The organism is Aliiroseovarius sp. F47248L, from assembly GCF_023016085.1.
Lineage (GTDB): Bacteria > Pseudomonadota > Alphaproteobacteria > Rhodobacterales > Rhodobacteraceae > Aliiroseovarius.
Map to the genome: position 1 here is coordinate 287,580 of NZ_JALKBF010000001.1, position 16,844 is coordinate 304,423.

Genomic DNA, 16,844 nt, shown 5'->3' on the forward strand with positions numbered 1-16,844 from the left:
TATCAATATATTAGGCGGTTGGGTGTTCGCGCTAAACGCCGTTGACTCAAAGCGTTTCAACCCTTAGCACATGCAGCAACCGTCACCGGAGGCATTTCCTTGTCCAACGAACCCGATCGCGAGCGCCTACAGCAGCTCGAGGCGCGCCTGAAAGAGGCGAAGGGTGAGGAGAAGCAGAAAAAAACCGGGGACGAGGCCTATAACCAGGCGTCCTTCGCCTGGCAGATGGTCATAGAGCTTACGGTCGGTCTGTTGATCGGCTTTGGCATCGGATACGGGTTAGACGGGCTGTTTGGCACAAAACCCATCTTCATGGTGCTGTTTATGATGTTGGGTTTTGCGGCAGGCATGAAGGTCATGCTTTCGACTGCAGCCCAGATGCAGAAAAAAGCGGAAGACGCGCAAAACGCGCAGAATGCCGCAGAAGAAGAGGGTAACGGACGTGGCTGAACAAAGCGCAAAACAGGGTGGCGGCCCGATCATCAAGATTGCATTCTTTGTTGTTCTGGCCTTGGTGCTTCTGTCGGGCCTGATTTTTGCACCCGAGCATCCGGGTCTGGCCATTCATCCGATGGATCAGTTCGAGATCAAACCGCTGTTCGGTGGTGACCATCTTGGCACCTTTACACCGACCAACCAGACTCTTTGGATGGTTATAGCGATCGTCGGCATTGTGCTGCTTCTGGTGGTCGGGTCGCGTGGCCGCGCTATTGTGCCAACGCGAGGGCAATCGGTTGCTGAACTGGCCTATGGCTTCGTCTACAAAATGGTTGAAGACGTGGCAGGCAAAGACGCCGTCAAATACTTCCCCGGTATCATGACATTGTTCATGTTTATCGTGTTCGCCAACTTCCTTGGTCTGATCCCGACCAGCTTTACCGCCACCAGCCACATCGCTGTTACCGCGGTGCTGGCCTTGATCGTGTTCGTTTTCGTGACCGTGCTGGGCTTCGTCAAGAACGGCGTTGGTTTTCTTGGACTGTTCTGGGTTTCGGCCGCACCGTTGCCGCTGCGCCCGGTTCTAGCCATCATCGAGATCATTTCCTATTTCGTGCGCCCCGTCAGCCACTCCATTCGTTTGGCAGGCAACATGATGGCCGGCCACGCGGTGATCAAGGTTTTCGCCGGCTTTGCCGCAGCTCTGGGGCTGTTCGGCTTCCTGCCAATCCTCGCAATCGCAGCGTTCTATGCGCTCGAAGTGCTCGTAGCCTTCATCCAGGCCTACGTGTTCTCGATCCTGACCTGCGTATATCTGAAAGACGCTCTGCATCCGTCGCACTAAGCCACGGTTGCAGCCCGCTCACCAATCCTAATTCAAGCATTCCAACGTAAGGAGAAATCACAATGGAAGGCAATATCGCTCAAATGGGTCAATTCATCGGTGCAGGTCTGGCAGCTATCGGTTCGGGTGCCGCCGCTATCGGTGTGGGCCACGTTGCTGGTAACTTCCTGGCCGGTGCTCTGCGCAACCCGTCGGCAGCTGCCGCACAAACCGCGACCCTGTTCATCGGTATCGCATTTGCAGAAGCCCTGGGCATCTTCTCGTTCCTGGTTGCTCTGCTGCTGATGTTTGCTGTCTAAGACCTGAACCATCCTTACGCGGGGGCGAAGCCTTTGGTGTTTCGCCCCAAGTAATCCGGTTTGGAGATAAGACATGGCAAGTAATACGCAACAGACCGCGGACGGTGCACATGGTGGCGCAGAAGCCGCCGGCATGCCGCAACTGGACTTCTCGACCTTCGGGAACCAGATTTTCTGGCTCGTTGTCACGCTGGTCGTAATCTATCTGGTCCTGACAAAGGTCGCATTGCCCCGGATTGAGGCTGTGCTGGCGGAACGTCGGGGCACGATCACTAGTGATCTGGCAGCCGCTGAAGAGCTGAAGCAGAAAGCTGTTGAAGCTGAAGACGCTTACAACAAGGCGCTGGCCGACGCTCGTGCAGAAGCAAACAAGATTGTTGCAGAAGCACGCGCCGATATTCAGGGCGAGGTTGATGCCGCTGCCGCCAAGGCAGACGCAGAGATTGCGGCCAAGGCTGCCGAAAGTGAAGCCGCGATTGCGGAAATTCGCGCCGGTGCCGTGGACAGTGTGAAAGCTGTAGCCAAGGATACAGCGAAGGAAATTCTCGCTTCTTTGGGTTACAAAGCTGATGCCAAATCTATCACCGCTGCGGTGACATCGCGGATGAAAGGGTAAAAACATGAAGACATTTACTCTTGCTCCGCTGTTCTCCGTAATCGCCATGCCTGCATTTGCAGCAGGTGATACGGGGTGGGCCGATCTGGCCAACACCAACACCGTCGTGATGCTGGCGTTCCTGCTGTTCATCACCTTCTTGGGCTATATGGGCATTCACAATATGCTTGGCTCTCAGCTGGACAACCGTGCAGACGGCATCAAGTCCGAATTGGAAGAGGCGCGCGCCTTGCGGGAAGAGGCGCAGACCATTCTGGCGTCCTATGAGCGCAAGCAGAAAGAAGTCGCCAAGCAGGCAGATCGTATTGTCGCCCATGCGAAGGAAGAAGCAGCCAATGCAGCGGCCGCTGCGAAAGAGGATCTGAAAGCCTCGATCGCGCGTCGTCTTGCGGCCGCAGAAGACCAGATCGTTTCGGCCCAATCTGCCGCCGTGAAAGAGGTGCGTGACACCGCCGCTCAGGTCGCGGTGGCTGCGGCGCGCGATGTGATCGCCAAGCAGATGACGGCGACCGAAGGCAACAGCCTGATCGACGATGCGATCAAGACGGTCGAAGCCAAGCTGCACTAAGCCGTAGGCTAAATGAAAGTTAGAAAGCCCGGCCCCTGCGGTCGGGTTTTTTGTTGGGTGACGTTCGGTGTGTTGCGCGCCTATGTGCGCTCTTTTTCATAGGTCAGACGTTGGAGTGCGACCTCTTCGTTGCGATCTGCGCGGCGCAGATCGGAGTAAGCTTGAGTCACGAAATCCATATGCGCCTCGATGGCCGCCCGAGCTTTCACGGGATCGCGGGCTTGAAGCGCGTCATTAATGGCCCGGTGCTGTTCCAGCAGGTCAAGGCGCGTATTGGTGATCTGGATAACCACCTGGCGGCTGTAGAACACTCCTTGTTTCAACAGGTCATACATGGCGCGCATCATGTGAACCATCAACACGTTGTGGCTGGCTTCGATGATTGCCATGTGAAAGTCGCTGTCCAGATCGGCACCCTGACTCTCGGGTGCGCCTTCCATCTTTTGAAAAAGTTCTGCGATCACTTTCAGATCTGTATCGGATGCAAACTTCGCGGCCCGTTCAGCAGCCAGCCCCTCCATATCTCTGCGAAACGCAATGTAGTCATAGACTGCCTCGTCGTGACGCGAGAAAAGTTGAACCAGCGCGGGCGGGAAAGAACTGTCCAGACTGTCACTGACATAGATACCAGCACCAGCCCGGCGCGCCAAAAGACCCTTGTCTTCTAGATCCGCAATCGCATCACGCAACGAAGGACGCGACACGCCCATCCGATCAGAGAGATCCCGTTCAGATGGCAAGCGTTCGCCCGGGCGCAAGATGCCACGCAAGATCAACAGTTCAATCTGTTCGACGACGGATTGTGACAGCTTACCTGCCGCTATTTTTTGAAATGGCATTCTGTGTCCTGCGCGCGAATTGGTCATATAATATGACCACATTTGCGGCAGCGCCTCAATGAAAAAAGCCGGACACATGCCCGGCTTTCTTCCCCTCACGATTGGCCGGTCAGTTACGGATCGGACGAATGATAATCTCAACTCGGCGGTTTTGTTGACGGCCATATGCATCAAGGTTCGATGCAACCGGACGATCTTCGCCATAACCGATAGTCACAACACGAGACGTCGGAACGCCGTTCGACGTCAGAACAGACGCCACCGATGCAGCCCGTCGCTTGGACAGAGACAGGTTATAATCGGCGTTGCCCACATTGTCCGTGTGGCCGACGACCTCGATCACCGAGTTCGGGTATTGGCGCAGGTTGTCGGCCACCGCACGCAGATCGGATTGCAGCGCATAGCTGACATCGGCGCTGTCGGTGGCGAACAGGATGTCTTGCGGCAATGTCACGATCAGTTCGTTGCCGGTGTTCACGATCTTGACCTGATCGTTGTCGATCGACTGGCGTAGATCGCCCGCCTGCTTGTCAAGCTGCTGACCAATGACGCCACCGACCACGCCGCCGATCACCGCGCCAACGGCTGCTTTGCCAAGCTTTCCGTCGCCTTTGCGGGTCGCGCCCAGAAGGCCGCCTGCGATGGCACCGATTGCCGCACCGTTTTGGGTGCGCGGGCCCATGTTGCTCGTCGGGCTCTGTGTCGGTGATGTACAGGCCGTTGTGGCCAGTGCACCAACAACAGCGAGCATTAAGATTGAGCGTTTAGCGTGCATACTGCATTCCTCAGGTTTGTTATTCGCGTTTGTCTTACATGAATGACGATTGATATCGAATAACAAGCCCGTTTGTCGGCGAAACTACGCAGAAATCAGGCGCTTGCCGCATCCTCGGTCTGGGCGCTTTCCCATGCAAGCAGCGCGCGCTTCACCGGCAAGCCCCAGTGATAGCCGCCGAGAGCGCCGGATTTACGCAACGCTCTATGGCACGGAATCAACCAACTGACCGGGTTGCGCCCAACGGCGGTGCCGACAGCCCGCACGGCCCGTGGGGATCCGATGGTTTCGGCGATTTGCGAATAGGTCGTTACGTGGCCAGAAGGTATGGACAGCAACGCCTCCCACACCTTGATCTGAAACGGGGCACCTATCAGGTGCAGAGGCGTCATGCCGCGTTGATCGAATGCTTGATCTACCCAAGGCGCTAACTTCGTTGGGTCCTCCTGAAACTTGGCATTGGGCCAGCGGGATCGGAGGTCGGCCATGGCCACTTGCGGTCCGGTCTCAGACGCAAAACCCAATCCGCAGATACCCTTGTCCGTACCCATAACCAAAGCAGGGCCGAAGGGGCTGTCGAACCATCCCCAATGGATGGTCAGACCATCACCGCCAGCGGCATATGCGCCAGGGCTCATCGCTTCCCATCGTAAGAAAAGGTCATGTAGCCGCCCTTGCCCGGACAACCCAACCGAATGGGACGTTTTCAGCGTCGAAAAACGATCCTGAAGAAGCGTCTTTGCGTGGCCCAGCGTTAGGAACTGTTGATAACGTTTCGGTGACACTCCGACCCAGCGTGAAAAAACACGTTGAAAATGGGCGGGCGACATATCCATCTTGGCGGCCAATGCCTCAAGCGACAAAGATTCTCCGTCGCTCGCATCGATGTGGTCGATCGCCCGGCGGATAACGTTGTAATGATAACTATCTTCCTGAAGGGTCATGGCGGCCTCGCTTGTTCTACGGTACCAGAATGGCGCAGATTACCAGTGTAAAGCGACCCGGAAAGTGCGCATCCGTTCGAAATCATGAGGGAACCGCCTTGTCGGAGAGGTCAGAAAAAGGCATAGGAACGGCATGGCAAAACAACTGGGATATCACCCGATCCGCGCGATCTTTGAGCGTTTTCACGCGGCCGAGCCAGAGCCGAAAGGCGAGCTTGAGCACGTGAATGCCTACACGCTGGTCGTCGCCGTGGCGCTGTCTGCGCAGGCTACCGATGTCGGCGTCAACAAAGCGACACGTGCGCTGTTCAAAATCGCCGATACTCCCGAAAAGATGCTCGCCCTTGGTGAAGATGGGTTGATTGAACATATCAAGACCATCGGTCTGTTCCGGCAGAAGGCAAAAAACGTCATCAAGCTTAGCCGCATTCTGGTTGAGGAATACGGCGGTGTTGTTCCGAATTCCCGCGCGGCGCTTCAATCGCTGCCGGGGGTCGGGCGCAAGACCGCAAATGTGGTTCTGAATATGTGGTGGGGCGTCCCCGCGCAGGCGGTTGACACGCATATCTTTCGTGTCGGTAACCGTACCGGAATAGCGGTGGGCAAAGACGTGAACGCGGTCGAACGCGCGATCGAAGACAACATTCCAGCTGACTATCAACAACATGCCCATCACTGGTTGATCTTGCATGGGCGCTATACCTGCAAGGCGCGCAAGCCAATGTGCGGAAACTGTATTATCCGGGATCTATGCCCCTACGAGGACAAGAATATATGACGAAAAAGTACAAGGTTGTTGGCATCGGCAATGCCGTAGTGGACGTGTTGACCGTGGCCGATGATAGTTTTCTTGAGCTGATGGGGATCGAAAAAGGCATAATGCAACTGGTTGAACGCGATCGGGCCGAAGTGCTGTATGCCGCGATGAAAGAACGCAAGCAGGCGGCCGGCGGATCCGTCGCAAACACGCTGGCAGGCATCGGCAAGCTGGGCTTGCCGACCGGGTTCGTCGGGCGGGTGCATGATGATGCGTTAGGTCGTTTCTATGCGGACGCGATGGAGATGGATGGCACACGGTTCATCAATCCTCCGGTGCCGGGTGGAGAGCTGCCGACCTCGCGGTCAATGATCTTTGTCTCGCCTGATGGTGAGCGGTCGATGAATACTTATCTGGGTATTTCCGCTGAGCTGGGGTCCGACGATGTGGACCCGGACGTCGCGGCTGACGCCGAGATTGTGTTTTTGGAAGGTTACCTATTCGACAAGGACAAGGGAAAAGAGGCGTTCATCGCCATGGCTCGCGCTTGTCGCGCCGCAGGCGGGCTTGCGGGCATCGCCATTTCCGATCCCTTCTGCGTCGAACGGCACCGGGACGACTTCTTATCACTGATCGAACACGATTTGGATTATGTCATAGGAAACGAAGACGAGATCAAATCCCTGTTTGAAACTGATGACATGGAAGAAGCAATCGCTAGAACCGCCGCGATTTGCCCGATGGTGGTATGCACCCGATCAGGCGACGGTGTTGCGATCTTGGCAAATGGCGAGCGTGTGGATGTGCCTGTCGAAAGGATTGTGCCCGTCGATGCCACCGGGGCTGGTGATGGTTTTGCAGCTGGGTTCCTCTTCGGTCTTGCCAATGGTGCCGACATGCGCACTTGCGGCGAAATGGGGTGTACCATTGCAGGTGAGGTGATCCGCCATATCGGGCCACGTGCCGACCGTAACTTGTTGGCGCTGCTGCGCGACAATGGGCTGGTCTGATCGGGTCAATCACCCAGCTTGGCGTGCACCTCGTCCAGATCAACCTCGCCGATGGGCATCTTGTTGGCAGGGTTTTCAAAATCATATTTGAACAAGTCGAAATCACGGTTGTAGATTTCATAGACCAGATGCATGGATAGATCGTCGAAATAATCTTCGACCGGGTGGGCACGCTTCGGGCCGTGCCCTTCGCTTTCGTTGAAGCGTGGAATGTCGGACAAAGTTACGGAATGCGGCGTCTCGATTGCGTCAAGCACTTGCTGCATCCCATCATTGAACCGTTCGGTCCAGACGATGTTGTCATATCGTCCACCATTGGCAATGAAGGTTGCCACGTGTCCAGACATTGCTGACCAATGAATGTCAGGGTCCATCGGACGTCGCCACCGGATAGTGTCACGGGCAAACAGCAGGAACCGTCGAAAGCTTTTCACCTGATCAAATTCAAACCCGTTGTCTGGATCGCCTACATCGATACCGTATTTCTGGATTAAAAGCGGCACCAGATTGCCACGGTACCGGCGGCCATTGCGCTGAATGCCGCAAATCTTGTCAAAGAAACTGGACAGGATCCGCGTATAAGGATTGCGAACACAGGTGAACGCATAGCTTGAATGCGCCAGTACGTTGTCTTCGATGAGTTTTTGCGAAGCATCCTGCGCCCATTTGTGCAGTCCATCGGTGCTGTCATGGATGTCACCATCGAAAAAACGGCCGTGATCGGAATAGTACATGATCTGGCCAATGGTCGAGCAAGCGCATTTGGGCACGACCCGATACACAACGCTTTCGCTTTCGGTCATCCAAGTGCCGGGAAATCCCATTAACTCAATACCTCCGAGGCCATACAACGACCGATTGAACAGAACACAGCTATACCGTTCAGAAAAAAGCAAAGAAACACTGTTTATTCAATGGTCTTTCACGCTATCAATGGCTGCAGTCTTCGTGCCTACAAGGATTTTGTGACGACACCATGGCCAAAATTGCCTTCATTCTTCTGTGCCACAAGGACCCCGACGCAATTATCAATCAGGCAACGCGACTGACTGCCGTCGGCGATTGTATGTCGATTCATTTCGATGCAAGTGCCAATCCCGAGCATTATCAGCAGATTCGCGAGGCACTTGCAGATAACCCAAACGTCACCTTCGCGCGCAAACGCATCAAGTGCGGCTGGGGTGAATGGTCATTGGTGCAAGCAACTCTGAATGCGGTTGAGGCGGCGCTGGATGACTTTCCACGCGCCACACATTTCTACATGGTGTCCGGCGATTGTATGGCGATCAAGTCTGCAGAGTATACGCATAACTTTCTCGATTCCTCGGATGTCGACTATATCGAAAGCTTCGATTATTTCGAAAGTGACTGGATCAAGACCGGTATGAAAGAAGAGCGGCTGATCTATCGCCACTTCTTTAACGAACGTACCCAAAAGCGCAGGTTCTATGCTGCGTTCAACCTGCAAAAACAGCTTGGGCTCACACGGGACATTCCGCAAGACGTTCAAGTGATGATCGGAAGTCAGTGGTGGTGTCTCAGGCGGCGTACGGTTGAATGGATCGTTGAATTCACGCGTAAGCGCAGGGATGTCATGCGATTCTTTCGCACCACCTGGATCCCAGACGAGACCTTCTTTCAGACCTTGGTGCGGCATTTGGTGCCCGAAGGGGAAATTCGGTCGCGCACCCCAACGTTTCTGATGTTCACCGACTACGGCATGCCGGTGACCTTTTATGACGATCATTATGACTTGCTGCTCAGCCAAGATTTTCTGTTTGCCAGGAAAATCAGCCCGGAGGCGCACGAGCTGAAACGTCGTCTTGGGGATCTGTATGCTGCCGAAGGTGTCACGTTCCAGATTTCGAACGAAGGGCGCAGCCTGTTCAAGTTCCTGACAGGCCGTGGCCGGATCGGGCAAAGGTTTGCCCCGCGGTTTTGGGAGGCTGAAAGCAGCCTTGGACGGGATAGGGAGCTGCTGATCATCGTGTCCAAGAAGTGGCATGTCGGCAAACGGCTTTTGCAAAAAATTGCCGAGGTCACTGGGTTACCCGTGATTGAATACCTGTTCGACGAAGAAAGTTGTCCGATGCCTGATCTGGGCGGCATTCAATCGCGGATGGGCAAACGCACCCGGCACCGCAGGGCGCTGATGCGGATGCTGTTTGACTACCACGATACCAATCGGTTGGTCGTGTGCATGGACCCCAACAACCTTGATCTGTTGCAGGACTTCTTTTCGGACAGGTCAACGACCCGTTTGCTGGAAGTCCACTGTGACTTCACGGATGACTATCTACTTGGCCATGCAAAGCGCGTTGGGTTGGCGGGTGACAACACACCACGGGACGCCATCAATCGATTGTTACCCACGATCCGTTCCGATGTCGCTTTCGAAAGTGAACAAATCCGCGATGCGGGTTTTACAGAACTGTACCGGATCAGCGAATCTGCCAGTGTTGACGAAAATACAGTGCCATTGTCGCGGTTTTTGTCGATCACCGAAGATCGTGCCAAAGAGATTGCCGAGCTGGACCACCTTTTCGCCGACTGATGGCCCGATCTGGTTTAACGACAGGAGACAAACATGCCCTATTCCTATGACGACCAGAACATCTTCGCCAAGATACTTCGCGGAGAAATCCCAAACGATACAGTTTACGAGGATGAATTTGCCCTGGCCTTTCGTGATATCCAGCCACAAGCACCCGTTCATGTGCTGGTGATCCCCAAGGGACCATATGTGAACCATGATCATTTCGCGAACTCTGCGACGGATGCCGAAATTACTGGTTACACCCGCGCGATTGGCAAGGTTTGCGCGGCACTGGGTATCGCACCGGGGGATGAGGGGCAGGGCTATCGCACAATCGCCAACTCTGGCGAAGACGGCGTGCAGGAAGTGCCACATTTCCACACGCATATTTTGGGCGGACGCCTGTTGGGTCGGATGCTGAAACGCGCTGGCGATTGATCGGTTCTGCCTTGCAGAGATACGCGGTGCTGGTATCATGATGCAAAACGAATGAACGAGGTGTCCGTGATGACCCAGACTCCGCCCGAAACCAAAGTTGTGGACAGTTATAAGGTCGCCTGTGACGGCGGCGAAGGGGCGCTGGGACACCCGCGTGTGTATCTGCAAATTCCGCAGGAACATGGCTGGGTAGAATGTCCCTATTGCGATTGCAAATATGTCCACAAGGATCATTCGGACAAGGCGGCGTAAACGCTGCAATCCGGTCAGAAAGACGGGCCGCGGGCAAACGCCACGCGGCCTTTTGCGTCTGAGGGCGCTCGTATACAAGGGAGGGGCCGATGAGCTTCGGAAAAGGTTGTCATCTGCATCTGGTCGACGGGTCGGCCTTCATTTTCCGTGCTTACCACGCACTGCCACCTTTGACGCGCAAATCCGACGGTTTGCCCATTGGTGCGGTCGCTGGGTTTTGTAACATGCTGTTCAAGTTTATTGAGGATAACACCGGCCCCGACGCTCCGACCCATGTGGCCGTGATCTTCGACTATTCGGGGAAGAGTTTTCGAAACGATATGTATCCGCTGTACAAGGCCAATCGCCCCCCCGCGCCTGAAGACCTTGTGCCGCAATTCCCGCTGACCCGTGATGCCACTCGCGCCTTCAACATCGCATGCATCGAGAAAGAAGGGTTCGAAGCGGACGACATCATCGCCACGCTTGCCAAACGTGCCAACGAAGCGGGAGGGCGTGTCACGATCCTGTCGTCTGACAAGGATCTTATGCAGCTGGTCGGGGGCGGGGTCGAAATGCTCGACCCAATGAAGAACAAGCGCATTGGAGTTGAGGGGGTTGAAGAGAAGTTCGGCGTAGGACCCAACCGCGTTGTGGATGTGCAGGCCCTGGCCGGTGATAGTGTCGATAACGTACCCGGTGCGCCGGGGATCGGGATCAAGACGGCGGCGCTTTTGATCAATGAGTTTGGTGATCTGGACACACTTCTTGAGCGGGCGGGTGAAATCAAACAACCCAAACGCCGCCAGACCCTGATCGACAATGTTGAGCAAATCCTCATCAGCCGCGACCTTGTGAAACTGGACGATAACATGGAGTTGGATCTGCCCTTCGATGAGTTGGAATTGAAGGAACCCAATCCCGAGACGCTGCTAAACTTCTTGACCGACATGGAGTTCCGCACACTCACCAATCGCGTCGCGAAGAAGTTCGATGTGGAAGCGCCAGAGATCAAGAGCGTTGAGCCAAACGTTGACGCAAGCGCCCCCGAGATGCCCGAGATCAATCCCGAGCGCTATGAGTGGGTGAAAGATGCGACCGCATTGAAGGCCTGGGTAGATCGCATTGTTGGGCGCGGATATGTAGCCATTGACACCGAAACCACTGGGTTGGACGAAATGCGGGCGGAACTGGTTGGTATCTCTCTGGCAGTCGAACCGGGCGAGGCCTGCTATATTCCTCTGATCCACAAAACCAGTCAGACAGATGATTTGTTTGGCAGTGATGACTTGGCCGACGGGCAAATGTCACTGGACGAGGTTCTTGCCCTTCTGAAACCCGTGCTTGAGGATCCCGCAATTTTGAAGATCGGGCAGAACATGAAATATGATGCGAAGATAATGACGCGCTATGGCGTTGATATTGCGCCGATAGATGACACGATGCTGATGTCGTATGCTCAGAATGCCGGGGTTCATAATCATGGGATGGACACGCTGTCTGACCGATATCTCGGGCATACGCCGATCTCGATCAAATCGCTTCTTGGAACAGGAAAATCGGCGATCACCTTTGACCGCGTTCCGGTCGAGGATGCGGTGAAATACGCGGCCGAAGATGCCGATATCACTCTTCGGCTGTGGCACTATCTGAAACCACGTCTGCACAGCGCCCATGTGACGCGTGTTTATGAGCGCCTCGAACGCCCTCTGGTTCCTGTGCTGGCTCAGATGGAGATGACCGGCATCAAGGTTGACCGCGATGTGCTATCGCGCATGTCCAACGCCTTTGCCCAAAAAATGGCGGGATATGAAGCCGAGCTTTACGAGATTGCAGGCAAGGAATTCAACGTGCAAAGCCCTGCACAAGTGGGCGAGATTCTATTTGACCAGATGGGGCTTGAGGGCGGTAAGCGCACCAAGTCGGGCCAATGGTCAACACCGGCGGATGTTCTGGCAGACCTGGCGACCGAACATGACTTTGCTGCGCGCGTTCTGGATTATCGTCAACTTCAAAAGCTGAAATCCACCTATACCGATGCGTTGCAGGACCATATTCACCCGGAGACGGGCCGCGTGCATACGTCTTATTCCATCGCCGGTGCAAACACAGGCAGGTTGGCGTCAACTGATCCGAATTTGCAGAATATTCCCGTCCGCTCGGAAGAAGGGCGTCGCATCCGCGAAGCCTTTGTCGCGCCGGAAGGCACCAAGTTGATCAGCCTGGACTACAGCCAGATCGAACTACGTATTCTCGCTCATGTAGCCAATATTGATGCACTGAAGCAGGCGTTTCGCAATGGCCAAGACATTCACGCAATGACCGCTTCCGAGATGTTCGACGTGCCAATGGACGAGATGACACCTGACATTCGTCGCCAAGCCAAAGCCATCAATTTCGGTGTGATCTACGGCATTTCAGGATTTGGTCTGGCCCGTAACCTGCGCATCCCGCGAGCCGAGGCACAGGGCTTCATTGATCGCTATTTCGAACGCTTCCCCGGTATTCGCAAATACATGGACGATACGGTCGCATTTGCGAAGGAACACAAACGTGTCGAAACCCTGTTCGGACGCCAGATTCACACACCCGAGATCGACGCCAAAGGCCCCCATGCAGGCTTCGCCAAACGCGCGGCGATCAACGCACCAATTCAAGGCACCGCTGCCGATATCATTCGTCGCGCGATGATCCGAATGCCATATGCAATTGCAAAAATGCCTGCGAAGATGCTGTTACAGGTCCACGACGAACTGATTTTTGAAGTTGAAGATGGAGCTGTGGAAGAGGTCATCGAGGTTGTGCGCGGCGTGATGGAAGGTGCAGCAGAGCCGGCGATCAAACTTGATTTACCGCTGATCGTCGACGCGGGAACCGGCATGAACTGGGCCGAAGCGCACTGACCGCTATTTCCGGGGGTCAATACCGCGTTCAGCCAATTGCGCATAAAGCGCAGGCAGGTTTTTGTCGCGTTCTTCCCGAAACCGTTCGCCGATTGTGAACCCTTCGATCCGGTCGATACGGAACATGCGGAAATCCTCGCGCAGCTCGCACCAGCTGACAACGCACCATCCGTTTTTCCACAGCCACAAGGCAAGCGGGCGAACGACACGCGTAGATTTCCGCGCGCCTTCATCGACATAGCTCAAGGCAAGGCGCAAACGAGCATTTATGGCTGCCTCGATCTGATCAATGAAATGCCTATCACGTTCCGATGGCATCAGGTTTGGCCCGGCGTGGATTTCGACCCGATCGGCTTGCGCGCCAAGGCTGTCGGGCAACACAGACCTGACCTTCACCAAGGCTTCCGTTGCTGCCTTCGCCATGGATGCCCCACCCATCCGTTCAATCAAACGGGTGCCAGCAATCACGGCCATTACTTCGTCACGCGTGAACATCAGGGGCGGGATATCATATCCCGCCCGCATCACATATCCGACGCCAGCCTCGCCTTCGATAGGGACGCCTGATCCAATCAGATCCGCGATGTCGCGATAGATTGTTCGCTCGCTAACCTCGAGCGTTTCGGACAGATCACGCGCGGTGGTCAGGCGACCGCCCCGAAGATGTTGGACAATCTGAAACAGGCGGTCGGCGCGGCGCATAGACTATCCTCTCGGTTCAAACAATCCAATCGAGTTGCCGTCAGGATCGGTGGCATATTGGAAACGGCCCGGCGGAATTTCGATGATCGGGCCTGTCATAGTTCCGCCAGCAATTTCGCACCGTTTGGCACAGGTTTCCAGCTTATCGGGTGTCGCGATATGCACGGTCGGACCATTTCCATCAGTGGCGGGCTTTCCGGCATAAAGATGGCCACCGACACCTGTCATGTCACTGGAAAAATTGGCCAGGGGATTGGGGCCTGTGTCGTCAATTGCCATCTTCCATTGAAAAACCTCGGTGTAGAATGCGACGGCTTTCTCAAGGTTCGTTACTGGAATTTCCGTCCATACAACAAGGGGTTGGGTATCCATGATATTTTCCTTTAGTTGGTGTTGATGAGCCTGTGTCGCACACCCCTCCTGACAGCATACTGTCAGGAGGGATTGGGTCGAAACAGATCGGCCGAAAACTGCACGGCCTTCAAACCGGCAAATGGCTCTGCTTGACCCGCTATAGGAGTGCTATAGGCTTCAGGGACCTGCCCAGAGGACTGACATGCGCCAATTTACCCTTCCCGCCGTGATTTTGACGTCAATCGCATTGGCGGGCTGCCAAACCACCAAAACGGAAACTCCCAGTGGCGACGTTACCTTCTGTGATCGTGTGATTGGGTGGCATCCAATTGCTGGCGAGAATGGCGCTGAGCGTGCGGTGACGCGGGCCGAGGTATGCTCGAAACTGGCAGGCGATGGGGTTTGGATGAAGGTTGGGCAGGTCCATTCAAAACTGCGCGCCCGGAGCTATTGGTTGTGGATGCCCAAAGATGATCGTCATCTCGCTGTGTCGTCCACAGATGGCGCGCCAGTGCTTTCGGGTTGGTCGCTTCAGGCCCGTCCTTTCGGCTATGCGCACGAGGTTGTTATCGTACCCGATTTGGGTAAGATCAATGCCGGTGCTTTACCTGCTGGCGCTTGCCCGCAAAAAGCGGTCGGAAAGAAGCCCCAGTTGCGTTACTGCATTGCCAGCGACTGAAGTGCGATTTTGCTAACTGTCGCCGCGCGGGTCCAGCAAGCGTTTCATCACGTCATCCGAGGTAATCCGACCGACCGGTTTGCCGCGTTCGGTGACGCAGACTTCAGCCTGTCCGTCCAGTGCCGTCATCACCTTTGCTACACGATCACGCACATCGACGCTGGTGGGGGCTGTGCTGTCCTCGTCGGTCATGACGTCCCGCGCGGTTAGAACACCCAGCGGGTTCATGTGGGCAACGAAATCCGCCACATAGTCGTCGGCAGGGTGCGTAAAGATATCTCGAGGTGTACCGCATTGTACGATGCGCCCACCTTCCATGATCGCAATCCGGTCGCCTAGCTTGAACGCTTCGTCCAGGTCGTGACTGACGAAAATGATCGTGCGTTTCAGGCTTTGTTGCAGCTCAAGTAACTCGTCCTGAAGCCGGGTGCGGATCAAAGGATCAAGCGCAGAAAAAGGTTCGTCCATCAGCAGAATTGGGGCTTCCGTGACGAATGCGCGTGCAAGGCCGACGCGTTGCTGCATCCCGCCAGACAGATCGCCGACTTTGCGGTCTGCCCAGTCTGACAAGCCCACGATCTCAAGTTGAGCGTCCACCCGGTCTTTTCGATCGGCGGCGGACACACCATGAAGTTCTAACCCCAGCCCGACATTCTGGCGCACGGTGCGCCATGGCAGCAAACCAAACTGTTGAAATACCATCGCCACACGACGTGCACGGATGCGACGCAGTGTGTTCTTGTCGGCGTGGGTCACATCAACCAAGACGTTGCCGTCGCAGACATGGGCCGCACCCCGCACAACAGGGTTCAGCCCATTCACTGCGCGTAGAAGAGTTGATTTGCCCGACCCGGACAGCCCCATCAACACAAGAATTTCGCCCTCTTGAACTGTCAGCGAGCAATTGTGCACGCCCAGGACTTGGCCGGTGGCTTCTTGAATCTCAGAACGGGTCAGGCCTTGATCCATCAATGGCAGGGCTTTGTCAGGCGATTGCCCGAACACGATCGAGACGTTGTCGAATTTGACGGCAACGCCTGCGGTTTCACTTGGCTTGGTGATCTGTGTCATCTTAACGTTCCACTCGCAAAACGCGGTCAAGCATGATGGCCACGACCACGATGATGAACCCGCTTTCAAAGCCAAGGGCAGTATTCACCTGATTCAATGCCCGCACGACGGGCACACCCAGACCATCGGCCCCGACCAATGCTGCGATGACAACCATCGACAATGACAGCATGATGGTTTGATTCAGGCCGGTCATGATCTGCGGCAGCGCATAAGGCAGCTCGACTTTCCATAGGGTTTGTCGCGGCGTAGCACCAAAGGCCTGGGCAGCTTCCAACAAGGCGGGTGGGGTGGAACTGACGCCCAGATGGGTCAGGCGAATTGGGGCCGGCAGCACAAAGATCACGGTCGCGATCAGGCCGGGCACCATGCCGATACCAAAAAAAACAATCGCTGGGATCAGGTAAACGAAAGTCGGCAGCGTTTGCATCAAATCCAGCACTGGACGCATTGCGCGAAACAGGCGCGGGCGGTGGGCGGCGGCAATCCCGATGGGAGTGCCAACGGCCATGCAGACCACACATGCTGAAAGGACCAGCGTCAGGCTTTCAGTCGTTTCCTCCCAATAGCCTTGATTAAGAATGAACAGGAACCCAAAGAGCACCAGCGCGCAAGTTTTCCAGTTCCGTTGTAGAAGCCACGTGATGGCCACGAAAACCGCCGTCACCAACAAAGGGTGCGGGGTTTGCAACACCCATAAAATACCGTCGATCAGCAGTTCCATCAGCCAGCTGAGCCAGTCAAAGAACGGCTCTCCCGTTTCCTGAAGCCAGTCAAACAACCGTTTGGCGGTCTTTCCTACGGGGATCTTCGTTTCGGTCAGCCAGTCCATGCTTCGCC

The 16,844-nt window shown here is 55.4% G+C and carries 20 protein-coding genes; 12 read left to right on the top strand and 8 right to left on the bottom strand.

Annotated features, from left to right (window positions below; all coding sequences use genetic code 11):
* Window positions 1–99: 99 nt before the first annotated feature.
* The 5 genes from MWU51_RS01490 to MWU51_RS01510 all read left to right on the top strand — a co-directional run bounded on the left by MWU51_RS01490 (window position 100) and on the right by MWU51_RS01510 (window position 2,765).
* On the top strand, window positions 100–450 hold the full coding sequence (locus MWU51_RS01490; RefSeq protein WP_247033643.1) for an AtpZ/AtpI family protein: 351 nt from the start codon (window positions 100–102) through the stop codon (window positions 448–450).
* Between the two features lie 28 nt (window positions 451–478).
* Window positions 479–1,282, top strand: a complete 804-nt coding sequence (locus tag MWU51_RS01495; protein ID WP_247038643.1) for a F0F1 ATP synthase subunit A — start codon at window positions 479–481, stop codon at window positions 1,280–1,282.
* 62 nt (window positions 1,283–1,344) lie between these two features.
* Window positions 1,345–1,581: a F0F1 ATP synthase subunit C gene (locus MWU51_RS01500; protein WP_055188564.1), complete on the top strand. Its 237-nt coding sequence runs from the start codon at window positions 1,345–1,347 to the stop codon at window positions 1,579–1,581.
* A gap of 73 nt (window positions 1,582–1,654) precedes the next feature.
* Entirely contained in the window at window positions 1,655–2,197 is a 543-nt protein-coding gene (locus MWU51_RS01505; protein ID WP_247033646.1) for a F0F1 ATP synthase subunit B', read from the top strand.
* Window positions 2,198–2,201: 4 nt separating this feature from the next.
* A complete protein-coding gene (locus MWU51_RS01510; protein ID WP_247033652.1) occupies window positions 2,202–2,765 on the top strand; it encodes an ATP F0F1 synthase subunit B in 564 nt (187 codons plus the stop codon).
* Between the two features lie 80 nt (window positions 2,766–2,845).
* On the opposite strand, the gene MWU51_RS01515 is transcribed toward MWU51_RS01510, so the two are convergent.
* The 3 genes from MWU51_RS01515 to MWU51_RS01525 form a co-directional block, all read right to left on the bottom strand.
* Window positions 2,846–3,604: an FCD domain-containing protein gene (locus MWU51_RS01515; RefSeq protein ID WP_247033654.1), complete on the bottom strand. Its 759-nt coding sequence runs from the start codon at window positions 3,602–3,604 to the stop codon at window positions 2,846–2,848.
* Between the two features lie 109 nt (window positions 3,605–3,713).
* The gene (locus tag MWU51_RS01520; protein WP_247033656.1) at window positions 3,714–4,379 is read right to left on the bottom strand and encodes an OmpA family protein; all 666 of its coding nucleotides are present in this window, start codon (window positions 4,377–4,379) and stop codon (window positions 3,714–3,716) included.
* Between the two features lie 95 nt (window positions 4,380–4,474).
* A complete protein-coding gene (locus tag MWU51_RS01525; RefSeq protein WP_247033658.1) occupies window positions 4,475–5,323 on the bottom strand; it encodes a bifunctional helix-turn-helix domain-containing protein/methylated-DNA--[protein]-cysteine S-methyltransferase in 849 nt (282 codons plus the stop codon).
* Between the two features lie 133 nt (window positions 5,324–5,456).
* On the opposite strand from MWU51_RS01525, the gene nth reads away from it, so the two are divergent.
* A complete protein-coding gene (gene nth / locus MWU51_RS01530; RefSeq protein WP_247033667.1) occupies window positions 5,457–6,101 on the top strand; it encodes an endonuclease III in 645 nt (214 codons plus the stop codon).
* Window positions 6,098–7,090, top strand: a complete 993-nt coding sequence (locus MWU51_RS01535) for an adenosine kinase (RefSeq protein ID WP_247033669.1) — start codon at window positions 6,098–6,100, stop codon at window positions 7,088–7,090. Before nth ends, MWU51_RS01535 begins: the two co-directional genes overlap by 4 nt.
* Window positions 7,091–7,095: 5 nt before the next feature.
* Here the strand turns inward: MWU51_RS01535 and MWU51_RS01540 are convergent, their stop codons facing one another.
* Window positions 7,096–7,914, bottom strand: a complete 819-nt coding sequence (locus MWU51_RS01540) for a sulfotransferase family protein (RefSeq protein ID WP_247033673.1) — start codon at window positions 7,912–7,914, stop codon at window positions 7,096–7,098.
* 152 nt (window positions 7,915–8,066) lie between these two features.
* Here MWU51_RS01540 and MWU51_RS01545 point away from each other — a divergent pair, with 152 nt between their 5' ends.
* The 4 genes from MWU51_RS01545 (at window position 8,067) to polA (ending at window position 13,198) form a co-directional block, all read left to right on the top strand.
* Window positions 8,067–9,644: a DUF5928 domain-containing protein gene (locus MWU51_RS01545; protein ID WP_247033675.1), complete on the top strand. Its 1,578-nt coding sequence runs from the start codon at window positions 8,067–8,069 to the stop codon at window positions 9,642–9,644.
* 33 nt (window positions 9,645–9,677) lie between these two features.
* Entirely contained in the window at window positions 9,678–10,064 is a 387-nt protein-coding gene (locus tag MWU51_RS01550; RefSeq protein WP_247033677.1) for an HIT domain-containing protein, read from the top strand.
* A gap of 69 nt (window positions 10,065–10,133) precedes the next feature.
* Window positions 10,134–10,316 carry a zinc-finger domain-containing protein gene (locus MWU51_RS01555; RefSeq protein WP_247033679.1) on the top strand — a complete coding sequence of 61 codons (183 nt, stop codon included), beginning with the start codon at window positions 10,134–10,136 and terminating at the stop codon, window positions 10,314–10,316.
* Window positions 10,317–10,405: 89 nt separating this feature from the next.
* Window positions 10,406–13,198, top strand: coding sequence for a DNA polymerase I (gene polA, locus MWU51_RS01560; protein ID WP_247033687.1), 2,793 nt, complete (start codon window positions 10,406–10,408; stop codon window positions 13,196–13,198).
* Between the two features lie 3 nt (window positions 13,199–13,201).
* On the opposite strand, the gene MWU51_RS01565 is transcribed toward polA, so the two are convergent.
* Both MWU51_RS01565 and MWU51_RS01570 read right to left on the bottom strand, forming a co-directional pair.
* Entirely contained in the window at window positions 13,202–13,900 is a 699-nt protein-coding gene (locus MWU51_RS01565; protein ID WP_247033689.1) for a YafY family protein, read from the bottom strand.
* A 3-nt stretch (window positions 13,901–13,903) separates the two neighbouring features.
* The gene (locus tag MWU51_RS01570; protein ID WP_247033691.1) at window positions 13,904–14,272 is read right to left on the bottom strand and encodes a VOC family protein; all 369 of its coding nucleotides are present in this window, start codon (window positions 14,270–14,272) and stop codon (window positions 13,904–13,906) included.
* Window positions 14,273–14,456: 184 nt separating this feature from the next.
* On the opposite strand from MWU51_RS01570, the gene MWU51_RS01575 reads away from it, so the two are divergent.
* Window positions 14,457–14,933 (top strand): hypothetical protein, encoded by a 477-nt coding sequence (locus tag MWU51_RS01575; RefSeq protein WP_247033693.1) that lies wholly within the window; start codon window positions 14,457–14,459, stop codon window positions 14,931–14,933.
* A gap of 12 nt (window positions 14,934–14,945) precedes the next feature.
* On the opposite strand, the gene choV is transcribed toward MWU51_RS01575, so the two are convergent.
* Together choV and choW are read right to left on the bottom strand one after the other, a co-directional pair.
* Window positions 14,946–16,004 (bottom strand): choline ABC transporter ATP-binding protein, encoded by a 1,059-nt coding sequence (gene choV, locus MWU51_RS01580; protein WP_247033695.1) that lies wholly within the window; start codon window positions 16,002–16,004, stop codon window positions 14,946–14,948.
* A 1-nt stretch (window position 16,005) separates the two neighbouring features.
* Entirely contained in the window at window positions 16,006–16,836 is an 831-nt protein-coding gene (gene choW, locus MWU51_RS01585) for a choline ABC transporter permease subunit (protein WP_247033697.1), read from the bottom strand.
* Window positions 16,837–16,844: the final 8 nt, after the last annotated feature.